Raw genomic sequence first — 12710 nt, 5'->3', positions numbered from 1 at the left:
AAAATCCAAATGCACATATGATTTATCAGGTTTCTATGTAGATACAAAAAAAGATGACCAAAATAGCCATCCTTCACTCCGAATTTGAACGATCTATACTATCACAAAGAAGCATATCATGTCCGACTTTCTTTATTTGACTCCATGCCACCCTTACTTCTTGTGGTTCCTTTTTAAAACCTCCCCACTTCCCTACAGGTATTATAAGTGTTTGTATTCGTCCGTCTTTCTCATTAATCTCTAAATCCATATAACCTAAGACCCCCATTTTTTCCGCTTTTTCTATATCTACAACCTCTTTACCACTTAATTCACTTAATCGCATACATACTCCACTCCCCTACCGAATTTTTCATTTGCATTGTCTATAATTAGTACCTATTCTATATGGATAAAAAAAATAACCTTCTCTCATTTAAAAAGAGAGAAGGTTATTATCAGATACATCATAAAAATCGATTATAGTTTTATTCCTTTTGGAAGTTTTCCGTCTGGACTAATAAGTGCCGCAGAGAATTCATCAGTAAACATGTTGCGAATTAATCCGTCCACATTTTCTTTTGTTACAGTGTTTACACTTTCAATAATCTCATCAAGTGAACGATGTTTACGAAGAAGCAATTCATTTTTACCGTTACGACTCATACGGCTATTTGTACTTTCTAAACTTAACATTAAGTTTCCTTTTAATTGCTCTTTACTATTCATAAGCTCTTTTTCTGTAATACCTGTATTTTTCAATGTCTCTAATGTTTCTTGCATTGTTTCATACAGTGTATCTAATTGTTGGCTACCTGTTCCACCGTAAAGTGTTAACATACCTGTATCTTCATAAGAAGAGTGGTAAGAAAATACCGAGTAAGCTAATCCACGTTGCTCACGTACTTCTTGGAATAAACGGCTACTCATGCTACCGCCTAAAACATTATTTAATACAATTAAGTTATAAATATCTTCGTGTCCCATTTGTAAGCCTTTATATCCTAGACATAAATGAGCTTGTTCCGTTTCCTTTTTACGGGCTACCTTATTGAAATGGAAAATTGGGCTATGTACTTGTTCACGGTTTGTTGTTCCTTCATAACTACCGAAATATTGCTCCACTGTTTGTAAAAATGCTTCATCAATATTTCCTGCAACTGATACAACTACATTTTCAGGTGTGTAATGATCTTTTATATATTGACGTAACGTATCACCTGTAAACGTATTAAGCGTTTCTTCTGTTCCTAAAATAGGATATCCAAGTGGATGCGTTTCATATGTTGCTTTCGTTAACATATCATGCACAATATCATCTGGCGCATCTTCGTACATTTTAATTTCTTCACATACGACATTCTTCTCTTTTTTCAGTTCTTCCTCATCAAATGTTGAATTAAAGAACATATCTGCTAAAACATCTAGAGCATATTTAGCATGCTCATCTAATACTTTTGCATAGTAACAAGTATATTCTTTTGAAGTAAATGCATTCACTTGACCACCAATGCTATCAAATGATTCTGCAATCTCTCGTGCACTACGTGTTTCTGTCCCTTTAAAGAACATATGCTCTAAAAAGTGAGAAATCCCATTATTTTTTTCATTTTCATTTCTTGATCCCGCATGGATCCAAATACCAATTGCAACCGATCTTACAGTTGGTATATTCTCCATAACTATTCTTACACCATTTTTACAAGTATATTTTTTAATCAAAAACTTTCCTCCTACTGCCAGTTTCTCTAAATAAAACGCTATTATTTAATGATAACAAGTTTAAGGATGAATGTCATGCAAATGTATTTAATCCACACGTTTTTCATCCAGTAATTCAGTTATATTCCCCACTTTATATCCTTGTTCCTTCAATTTTATAATCATTGTTTCTAAAGCCTCTGCTGTAGACGAAGTAGGATGCATTAATATGATAGCACCTGGATGTATTTTTCTCATTACTCTCTGCAATAGTACATCCGGCTCAGGTCGCTTCCAATCAATCGTATCTACAGTCCACATAATCGTTCCCATTTGAAAATCATCTGCAATCTTTACGACTTCATCTCGAAAGCTTCCACTCGGCGGGGCAAACCATCTTACTTTTTGATTCGTTGCTACTTCTATCATTCGATTTGTTTTTTGTAACTGATCTCGTATTTCATCTGACGATAACGTTTTCATATTAGGGTGTGTGTATGAGTGATTTCCAACTTCTTGTTTTGCATCGACAATCATTTTTGCAAATCGCAAATTTTCTTTCACCCAACGTCCTTCTAAAAAGAAAGTGGCCTTCACATCATGCTTTTTCAAGATTTCTAATATGCGAGGCAAATACTCATTTCCCCATGCCACATTTATTGTTAATCCTACCATCTTTTTATTTGGATGCCCTCTATAAATTGGAGCTGGTGATAAATCTTCCAAATGAACACTCGGTGAGACTTCTTTGAATTCAAGATATTTTTGATCAAATTCCTTTAGCTTCTTCATATTATTATACGATGCTTCAATATCCACTTGTCTTCCATTATATCCAGGTGTTGCCTTCCATATTTTATCAATCATCGCATTTTGAGGTGCAATCTCATACTGTTTTGCATGCTTTTGAATTTCTTCATGCAAGTTATCTTGTGCAAAAACAGAATAAGAGCCTAAACTGACATATAAAGAAAATATACATATGTATGCCAATATACGAACTTTCATATAAACCCTCCCAAATTAACTATATAAAAACATTTTCTTCTTATCTTTGTTAATTTGAGCGTTATAATGAAAACTATACCTATACCGACATAAAAATATATGAACATCATGTTTTTTACATAACAAAAAAAGCCAGTTTAACTGGCTTTTACTTATTGCTGCTCTTGTTTGTTTTCTTCTTTAGCAGCTTCTTTTTCTTGCTCTTCTTTTAGCAATACTTTTCTAGATAGATTTACGCGACCTTGCTTGTCAATCTCGATAACTTTAACTGTAATTACATCACCGATTTTCACAACGTCTTCTACTTTACCTACACGCTCAAGTGCAAGTTCAGAAATATGAACTAATCCATCTTTACCGCTGAATAATTCAACGAAAGCACCAAATTTCTCAACACGTTTCACTTTTCCTTCGTAGATCTCACCTACTTGTACTTCGCGAACGATATCTTCGATAATCTTCTTAGCTTTGTCGTTCATTTCTTGATTTATTGATGAAATGAATACTGTACCATCTTGCTCGATGTCAATTTTAACGCCAGTTTCTTCAATAATTTTATTGATTTGTTTACCGCTTGGTCCAATAACGTCACGGATTTTATCTGGGTTGATTGTCATTGTAATAATCTTTGGAGCGTAAGCTGATAATTCAGTACGTGGCTCTGCAATAACAGATAACATATGATTTAGAATGTGCACACGACCAATTTTCGCTTGTTGTAATGCCTCTTCTAAAATCTCACGTGATAAACCATCGATTTTAATGTCCATTTGCAGCGCAGTTACACCTTGTGCTGTACCTGCTACTTTAAAGTCCATATCACCTAAATGATCTTCCATACCTTGAATATCAGATAAAATTGTGTAATGCTCACCAGATTTAACCAGACCCATTGCAATACCTGCAACTGGAGCTTTAAGTGGAACACCCGCATCCATCATTGCTAAAGTACTACCACAAATACTTGCTTGTGAAGTAGAACCATTTGATTCTAATACTTCAGATACAAGGCGTACTGTGTATGGGAAATCTTTTTCAGATGGAATTACAGGCTCAAGTGCGCGCTCTCCTAGTGCACCGTGACCAATTTCACGACGACCTGGTCCACGCATCGGTCTTGTTTCACCAACACTAAATGATGGGAAATTGTAATGGTGCATAAAGCGTTTTGATTCTTCTACACCAAGACCATCTAAAATTTGCACATCGCCTAATGCACCTAATGTACAAATACTTAATGCTTGTGTTTGTCCACGTGTGAATAAACCAGAACCGTGTGTACGAGATAAAATACCAACCTCTGATGCTAAAGGACGGATTTCGTCACCTTTACGGCCATCTGGGCGAATTTTTTCAACTGTAATAAGACGACGTACTTCTTCTTTTACAATTTTATATAAAATCTCATTTACTTGTCCTAATGTATCAGCGTCAGCTTCCTCAGCTTCGTAATGCTCAATTACACGCTTTTTCACTTCGTTAATTGCATCTTCACGTGCATGTTTCTCATGTACTTGAATTGCAGAATGCATATCCTTCTCAGCCATTTCACGTACAGCTTGATTAAGATCAGCGTCAACTTCATAAAGTTTCACTTCTGATTTCTCTTTACCTACAGCTTGTACAATCTCTTCTTGGAATGCAATTAAACGTTTAATTTCGTCATGACCAAACATAATTGCTTCTAACATTGTTTCTTCAGGCACTTGATCTGCTCCTGCTTCAACCATGTTAATCGCATCTTTCGTACCAGCTACAACTAAGTGGATATCACTTTGTTCTTGCTGTTCTACTGTTGGATTAATAACGAATTCGCCATTAATACGACCAACTGTCGCACCAGCGATTGGACCTTCAAATGGAATATCTGAAATCGATAACGCTAATGAAGAACCAAGCATAGCTGCCATTTCAGAAGAACAATCTTGATCAACACTCATTACAATGCTGACAACTTGTACTTCGTTACGGAAACCATCTGCGAATAGCGGACGAATTGGACGGTCGATTAAACGACTTGCCAAAATTGCTTTTTCACTTGGACGACCTTCACGCTTAATAAAACCGCCAGGAATTTTTCCGACTGCATATAAACGCTCTTCATAGTTTACTGTAAGTGGGAAAAAATCTACATTTTTAGCTTCTTTTGATGCAGTTGCTGTAGATAGAACCGCTGTATCGCCATATCTTACTAATACTGCTCCGTTCGCTTGTTTGGCAAGCTGACCAGTTTCAACTGTTAGCTGGCGACCAGCTAAATCTATCGAGAAGACTTGCTTTTCTTGACTCATTTAAGTACCCCTCTCAATTTAAAGTATTCAATTCTTCTATGTAAATGGATAGTATATCACAATATTCTACCTCTAGTATTGCCTAAAATTAAGTAAGCTATAAAGCGTAGAAGATATATTTTTACCTAACAAAAAAGCGGGAATATTCCCGCTTCTTTGACTATCGACGTAAGCCAAGCTTTGTGATTAATTCACGGTAACGTGTGATATCGCTATTACGAAGGTAAGTTAGTAAATTACGACGTTTACCAACCATCTTTAATAGACCACGACGTGAATGATGATCTTTCTTGTGAGTACGTAAGTGCTCGTTTAGAGTGTTAATTTGCTCCGTTAGGACAGCAATTTGAACCTCTGGAGAACCAGTATCAGTCTCATGAGTTCTAAATTGTGCAATGATTTCATTTTTACGCTCTTGTGTTAAAGCCATCCTATTTCACCTCCTATTAATTAAACCCCCAATTACCTAGCAAGCGTCGGTGAGTCGCAATGCCAAGCAATGGTTGTCATAAAGTACATAACATAGAATACTACTTTTCATTTAAAAAAGCAAGTATATTCTTTTCGCTCGCAAAATATTCTTGTGCTGTTTTCTTATCTTTTGCGATTTGTTCAACTAACTCATCAATGCCATTGAATTTCTTCTCTTCTCTTATACGCATATGCCACTCTACTGTAACATTTTGATCGTATATATCTTTGTTAAATTCAAATAAGTGCACTTCAATTGATAATTGACGCTCATCTTCTTTAAAAGTCGGTTTATATCCAATATTACATACACCATCGTACCATTCATCGTGAACTTTTAATCTCACTGCATAAACACCTACAGGTGGCAATAAATACTCATCACTTAAACCTACATTAGCTGTTGGAAAACCAATTTGACGCCCACGTTTGTCGCCGTGTATAACTGTTCCCGCTACAGTATAGGCTCTACCTAAAATAGATGGAATTTGTTCCATTTCGCCATTTCGAATTAACTTTCGTAATGCTGTAGAACTTACTTTCTCTTCTTGAAATTCAACTTTTTCAATCACAGTCTGTGTAAACTCCCCTCTTGCATGAAATGGTAAAGTCTCCATCTTTCCTTTTCCTAAACGTCCATATGAATAATCAAACCCTGCTACTACATGCTTTACATTTAAACCAATAATATAATCATCTACAAATTGTTGTGGTAATAACCCTGCAAATGATTCATCAAATTTAATCACATATAATATATCGATTCCTAAGCTTTCGACTATTTTTTCTTTATCACGCATTGGTGTAATATACTCCACATGCGCATCCTTTTTCCCTAAAACAACAGATGGATGAGGATGAAATGTCATAACTGCACTTTTATATCCTCGGTCGTCCGCTATTTTTTTCGCAGTTCGAATTACACATTGATGTCCTAAATGAATGCCATCAAAAAATCCTAATGCCATTACAGTAGGTGGTAATTCTAATTTATTTTGTTCATGTGGATGAGTTAAATGAATAAGTTTCACGCTTGAATTCACCTTTTTCTGTAATAATCCTTCCAATAATTCATTATAGCTTTAGTTCTTGATTATTCACAAGTACTTTCATCGGCTTTAACATGCCAGGATGTTTCGGATGATGTTCATAAATTGCTAAGCAACGATCATTTTTATCAAACACTGTAATAAATGGTGCTGTTATTTCTAATTCATTCTTTAAGAACATACCATTCTTGATTTTCTCTGCTTGCTTTTCATCTACAACCATTTTTGGAAACTTACTTAATGCTTCATCAATTGAAATGAAGATAGACTCTACTGTTCCATTTTGCACGTTTTCTTCAATTTCTTCAAATGATATGCAATCTTCTAATAAAAATTCACCAGATGCCGTTCTTACAAGGTGAGACATATGTGATGGGAAACCAAGTTTCTCCCCGATCATTACCGCTAACGTTCTTACATATGTTCCTTTACTACACGTTACACGGAAACGGAATGAAATATTTTCTCCTTCAAAAACTTCACGGTCATCAAGTAATACGAATTCATGAATCGTAATTGTACGAACTGGACGTTCCACCTCTTGTCCTGCTCTTGCATATTCATATAATTTTTTCCCGTTTACTTTTACAGCTGAGAACATTGGTGGCATTTGTTCAATCGTGCCTGTTAATTCCGCTAGTACCTCTTCTACTTCTTTACGTGTAATAACACGGTTTACATCTTGTTTCTCCACAACTTCACCAGAAGCATCTTCTGTTGTTGTTGAAAACCCTAATGTTACTTCACCTTCATATGTTTTCGTTTCACTTGTTAAAAATTGTGCAATCTTCGTTGCTCTCCCCACACAAAGTGGTAATACTCCCGTTACATCTGGGTCTAATGTTCCCGTATGACCAATTCTCTTTTCTCGCAATATCTTTCTTAATTTAAATACACAATCATGTGATGTCATGCCTTTTGGCTTATGTAATAATACTACACCTTCCATATATGTTCACCTCATCATAATTCTTTCTTAGTAAATATCCAAAACTTATTTTGCATTGAAAAAATGGATAGACAAATGTCTATCCATTATTCTTCACGTTTACCGTCTTTATTAATTTCATGTAAAAGTGTATCAATTCGATGACCATATCCGATAGACTCATCAAACTCAAAGGTAATTTCCGGTGTTTTACGAAGACGAATACGTTGGCCAATTTCTGAACGAATAAAGCCTTTTGCCTTCGCTAAACCTTTTAACGTATTTTCTTTCTGTTCTTCGTCACCTAAAACAGAAATATATACTTTGGCAATTTGCAAATCACCACTCACTTGTACATCTGTTACTGTAACAAATCCGATACGTGGGTCTTTAATTTTACGACTAATGATGTCGCCTAATTCTTTTTTCATTTGCTCGCCTACACGGTTTGCACGTAATTTCATAACTCTTCACCTCATTCAATACCATTCCAATTGTGTTATCGTACGTTCAATTTCAGGAAATGAATCGATGTACTCCAGTACACGATTCATTTCTTTTTCACAGATAACACGATTTGAGGATACGGAAACAATCGCAATTTCTGTACGTTGCCATACATCTTGATGCCCAACTTCAGAAACAGCTACATTATAGCGCTGTTTCACACGAGTTAGCACTCGTTGCAAAATTGCCCGTTTCTCTTTTAAAGAATGCACATCGTAAATCATACACTCGAATGAGAGTGAAGCGACAATCATCGCTTCACTTCTTCCATAACGTATGCTTCAATGATGTCCCCTTCTTTAAGGTCATTATATCTCTCAATTGTAATACCACACTCATAGTTTTGTGCAACTTCTTTTACGTCGTCTTTGAAACGTTTTAACGTATCAAGTTGTCCTTCGAAAATTACGATACCATCGCGGATAATACGAACGCCACTATCGCGTGTAATTTTACCGTCAATTACGTAACAACCTGCGATTGTTCCAACTTTTGTTACCTTGAATGTTTGACGAACTTCCGCTTGACCGATTACTTTTTCTTCGAATTCTGGATCCAGCATACCTTGCATTGCTAATTCAATTTCTTCGATTACTTTGTAGATAATGCGGTGTAAGCGAACATCAACGTTCTCTAATTCAGCTGTACGCTTCGCGTTCACATCCGGACGTACGTTAAATCCAATTACAATTGCATTAGATGCAGAAGCTAAAATGATATCAGATTCTGTAATCGCACCTACACCAGTGTGAATGATTTTAACTTTTACGCCTTCAACATCAATTTTACGAAGTGACGCTGCCATCGCTTCAACAGAACCTTGTACGTCTGCTTTTACGATTAAGTTGATTTCTTTTACATCGCTCTCTTGGATTTGTTGGAATAAATCTTCAAGGCTTAATTTAGATTTCTCACCACGTTGTGCAACTAACGCTTCTTGTGCACGTGATTCACCGATTTGACGAGCTTTCTTCTCATCAGCGAATGCCATGAAACGATCTCCAGCTTGTGGTACTTCATTTAAACCTGTAATTTCAACAGGAGTTGATGGACCAGCAACTTTTACACGACGACCAATATCACTTACCATTGCACGAACACGCCCGAATGAAGTTCCAACAACGATTGGATCTCCAACTCGAAGTGTACCGTTTTGAACTAATAATGTCGCGATAGTTCCTTTACCTTTATCAAGCTGTGCTTCAATTACAGTACCCGTTGCATAACGATTTGGGTTTGCTTTATATTCTTCTACTTCACTTACAAGAAGAATCATCTCTAGCAAGTTGTCAATTCCCTCGCCTTGGATTGCAGAAATTGGTACGAAAATTGTATCTCCGCCCCAAGCTTCTGGAACTAATTCATATTCTGTTAATTCTTGCATTACACGATCAGGATTCGCCGCTGGTTTATCCATTTTATTCACAGCAACAATAATTGGTACTCCAGCTGCTTTTGCATGACTAATCGCTTCAACTGTTTGAGGCATAACACCGTCATCAGCTGCAACAACAAGGATTGTAATATCAGTTACTTGCGCACCACGAGCACGCATCGTTGTAAATGCCGCGTGACCAGGCGTATCTAAGAATGTAATTTTCTTATCATTTACTTCAACTTGGTATGCACCAATATGCTGAGTAATTCCACCCGCTTCGCCAGCAGTTACTTTTGAATTACGAATTGAGTCAAGTAATGTTGTTTTACCATGGTCAACGTGTCCCATAATCGTAACAACAGCTGGACGCTCTTTTAAGTTTTCTTCATCATCTTGCTCATCAATGAATGTTTCAAACTCAGTTTCACTTACAACTACTTCTTCTTCTACTTCAATACCGTAATCAGTAGCAATTAACTCAATTGTATCTTTATCCAAGTCTTGGTTAATTGTTGCCATAATTCCAAGCATGAAGAGCTTTTTAATAATTTCAGATGGCTCTTTACTTAACTTTTTAGCAAGTTCACCTACTGTAAGGCTTCCAGAGAAAGTGATTTTATCTGGTGTTTCTACTATTTGCGTTTGTTGTCTTCCAGCAAAGTTATCTTGACGTTTGTCTTCATTTCCTTTGCCTTTTTTCTTTTTCTTATTGCTGTTCTTTTTACTGCGAACAACTTTCTCTTCTACTTCAAACTCATCTGCAACAGAAGGTTTTTCCGCTCCAGTGTTATATTCATTATCTAATTTATTTACTACTTCATCTTCTAACATTGTCATATGATTCGAAACCTCGATATTCATCTCTTTAAGTTTTGTCATAAGATCTTTACTTGAGATATTATTTTTTTTTGCATATTCATGTACTCGAATTTTACTCATACCTTCACCCCCGGTAATTTGTATCGAGCATGCTACGTAGCTTTTTCGCAAAGCCTTCATCTAACACAGCTACAACGACTCGCTCGTCTCTCCCAATCGCATGCCCTAATTGTTGTCGATTTTCGACTTTTTTCATTGGTACGTTGTAGTACGTCGTTTTATCAGTGATACGTTTAGTAGTGTTCGCTGACGCATCTTCAGAAAGCAATACGAGCTTTGCTTTACCACTTCGTACTTCTTTTAAAACGAGTTCTTCACCCGAAATGATTTTTCGAGCGCGATTTGCTAGTCCTAAAAACGATTTCCAATCGGACACTTATTTCGACTCCTTCTCAACAAGCTCAAGAAGCTCTTCGTACAGAGAACTGTCGATTTTCGCTTTTAGATGATGTTCCAAAATGTTTTTCTTTTGGGCTTGCATAATGCATTCTTTATCTTTTGACAAATATGCACCTCGTCCTGATTTTTTTCCAGATAAATCAATAGACACTTCGCCCTCTTTGGAACGAACAATGCGAACGAGCTCTCGTTTTGATTTCATCTCTTGCGTCGCGATACATTTTCGTAACGGAACTTTTCGATTGCTCATACTCATCACCTCTATTCGATTTCGTCTTCAACTGAATCGAATCCGAATGCGATTACGCTATCTTCTTCTGTTACAATTCCAAGTTGTTTCGCATCAGACTCACTTTTAATATCAATTTTCCAGCCTGTTAATTTAGCTGCAAGACGCGCATTTTGTCCACGCTTACCGATAGCTAATGATAGCTGGTGGTCTGGAACAACAACAGTTGTTGCTTTTTCATCTTCATCTACAAGTACTTTAACAACTTGTGATGGGCTTAAAGCATTTGCAACATATTCAACTGGATCATTTGACCAGCGAACGATGTCAATCTTTTCACCTTTTAGTTCATCTACAACACGTTGTACACGTTGTCCTTTCGGTCCTACGCAAGAACCAACTGGATCAACATCAATGTTTTCTGCATGCACAGAGATTTTAGAACGATCTCCTGCTTCGCGCGCTACAGAGCGAATTTCTACAGTTCCATCATAAATTTCTGGAACTTCCATTTCGAATAAACGTTTTAAAAGACCAGGATGTGTACGTGATACGTAAATTTGTGGTCCTTTTGTTGTCTTTTCTACTTTTGTAATAAATACGCGAATACGATCATGTGGCTTATATTGCTCATTTGGCATTTGCTCACTTACAGGTAATAAAGCTTCTACTTTACCTAAGCTTACGTAGATGAAACGAGCATCTTGGCGTTGTACAATACCAACCATAATGTCTTCTTCACGATCACTAAATTCTGAGTAAATAACACCACGTTCTGCTTCACGAACTCGTTGTGTTACAACTTGTTTTGCAGTTTGCGCTGCAATACGACCAAAATCTTTTGGCGTTACTTCAATTTCTAGTACGTCGCCATCTTGGTAGTTTGGATTAATTTGTCTTGCCTCTTCTACAGAGATTTCAAGACGTGGATCAAACACATTATCAACAACGTCCTTACGTGCTAAAACTTGAATTGTTCCCACTTCTGGGTTAAAGCTCACACGAACGTTTTGTGCTTGGTTAAAATTGCGTTTATAAGCAGAGATTAACGCTGCTTCAATCGCATCAATAATAATATCTTTACTAATACCTTTTTCTGACTCTAATACGAGCAAAGCATCTAACAACTCAGTGCTCATGAAGATCCCCCTTCTTACTAAAACGTAACAGCAAGTCGCGCATTTGCAACTTTATCCATTGGAATTTGGATTTCTTTTTTACGTGTTTTAATTGTTAATAGTAGTGTAATTGTAGTACCGTCGTAGGAAAGTAACTTTCCTTCAAACATCTTTTCGCCATCAATCGGCTCATATGTTTTTATTGCCACTTGTTTTCCTACCGCTTGCTGGAAGTCTTTCTCTTTCTTTAATGGGCGTTCTGCTCCAGGAGATGATACATCCAAAAAGTAAAGGTGAGGAATTGGATCCTCTTTATCTAAAGCTTCGCTTAAACGTTCACTTACCGCACCGCATTCTTCAATGTCGACTCCCTTTTCAGAATCGATGAATACGCGTAAGAACCAGTCTTGTCCTTCTTTCACATACTCTACATCTACAAGTTCAAGATTTAACTCTTCAACGATTGGCTGCGCAAATGCTTCTACAACTTCTGTGACTTTCTTATCCATAAACAGCCTCCTTCCTGCCGCCATGTACCATTTACAAGAAAAGATCCCGTTCATAAAGACGGTCTATCTTATTCTTTCTCGTTAGCTAACAAAAGCCCCTGCCGTTAAGCAGGGAATATCTGTCTTAGTATTACCAAATTTAAGAAGTAAAACTTGTAACAAAATATGTATATACGACAGAAATGTCTTTACTATCTACATGAATAAAATGTAGATAGTAACACGAAAGAGTGGGTTTCCCCACTCTCTTTTTCACAAAATATA

At 36.6% G+C, this 12710-nt stretch carries 14 protein-coding genes; all 14 read right to left on the bottom strand.

The genetic code is table 11. The annotated features are described in order from the left end of the window. Positions 1-73 precede the first annotated feature (73 nt). A complete protein-coding gene (locus H6481_RS03180) occupies positions 74-325 on the bottom strand; it encodes a YlmC/YmxH family sporulation protein (RefSeq protein WP_023522832.1) in 252 nt (83 codons plus the stop codon). A gap of 134 nt (positions 326-459) precedes the next feature. After that, positions 460-1701, bottom strand: a complete 1242-nt coding sequence (locus H6481_RS03175) for a pitrilysin family protein (RefSeq protein ID WP_000593001.1) — start codon at positions 1699-1701, stop codon at positions 460-462. A gap of 87 nt (positions 1702-1788) precedes the next feature. After that, positions 1789-2688, bottom strand: coding sequence for a polysaccharide deacetylase family protein (locus H6481_RS03170; protein WP_053563762.1), 900 nt, complete (start codon positions 2686-2688; stop codon positions 1789-1791). A 152-nt stretch (positions 2689-2840) separates the two neighbouring features. Next, on the bottom strand, positions 2841-4979 hold the full coding sequence (pnp, locus tag H6481_RS03165) for a polyribonucleotide nucleotidyltransferase (RefSeq protein ID WP_000076745.1): 2139 nt from the start codon (positions 4977-4979) through the stop codon (positions 2841-2843). 160 nt (positions 4980-5139) lie between these two features. After that, entirely contained in the window at positions 5140-5409 is a 270-nt protein-coding gene (gene rpsO, locus H6481_RS03160) for a 30S ribosomal protein S15 (protein WP_001229392.1), read from the bottom strand. Positions 5410-5509: 100 nt separating this feature from the next. Further along, positions 5510-6481, bottom strand: a complete 972-nt coding sequence (gene ribF / locus H6481_RS03155; RefSeq protein ID WP_182811016.1) for a bifunctional riboflavin kinase/FAD synthetase — start codon at positions 6479-6481, stop codon at positions 5510-5512. 43 nt (positions 6482-6524) lie between these two features. Continuing rightward, positions 6525-7448: a tRNA pseudouridine(55) synthase TruB gene (truB, locus tag H6481_RS03150; RefSeq protein WP_000399362.1), complete on the bottom strand. Its 924-nt coding sequence runs from the start codon at positions 7446-7448 to the stop codon at positions 6525-6527. A gap of 86 nt (positions 7449-7534) precedes the next feature. Continuing rightward, the gene (gene rbfA / locus H6481_RS03145; protein ID WP_000776437.1) at positions 7535-7891 is read right to left on the bottom strand and encodes a 30S ribosome-binding factor RbfA; all 357 of its coding nucleotides are present in this window, start codon (positions 7889-7891) and stop codon (positions 7535-7537) included. A gap of 15 nt (positions 7892-7906) precedes the next feature. Then, positions 7907-8188 carry a DUF503 family protein gene (locus H6481_RS03140; RefSeq protein WP_000634349.1) on the bottom strand — a complete coding sequence of 94 codons (282 nt, stop codon included), beginning with the start codon at positions 8186-8188 and terminating at the stop codon, positions 7907-7909. Beyond that, on the bottom strand, positions 8185-10251 hold the full coding sequence (gene infB / locus H6481_RS03135; RefSeq protein WP_000036347.1) for a translation initiation factor IF-2: 2067 nt from the start codon (positions 10249-10251) through the stop codon (positions 8185-8187). The genes H6481_RS03140 and infB overlap by 4 nt, the downstream gene beginning before the upstream one ends. 4 nt (positions 10252-10255) lie before the next feature. Then, positions 10256-10567: a YlxQ family RNA-binding protein gene (locus H6481_RS03130; RefSeq protein WP_001286522.1), complete on the bottom strand. Its 312-nt coding sequence runs from the start codon at positions 10565-10567 to the stop codon at positions 10256-10258. Further along, entirely contained in the window at positions 10568-10840 is a 273-nt protein-coding gene (locus tag H6481_RS03125) for a YlxR family protein (RefSeq protein ID WP_000071125.1), read from the bottom strand. 11 nt (positions 10841-10851) lie between these two features. Continuing rightward, a complete protein-coding gene (gene nusA, locus H6481_RS03120) occupies positions 10852-11958 on the bottom strand; it encodes a transcription termination factor NusA (protein ID WP_000102598.1) in 1107 nt (368 codons plus the stop codon). A gap of 17 nt (positions 11959-11975) precedes the next feature. Further along, positions 11976-12446, bottom strand: a complete 471-nt coding sequence (gene rimP, locus H6481_RS03115; RefSeq protein WP_000359095.1) for a ribosome maturation factor RimP — start codon at positions 12444-12446, stop codon at positions 11976-11978. Positions 12447-12710: the final 264 nt, after the last annotated feature.

Origin of the sequence: Bacillus sp. ME78, assembly GCF_903970865.1 — a bacterium.
Taxonomy (GTDB): Bacteria; Bacillota; Bacilli; order Bacillales; family Bacillaceae_G; genus Bacillus_A; species Bacillus_A cereus.
This window is presented reverse-complemented; position numbering and strand designations above follow the sequence as displayed.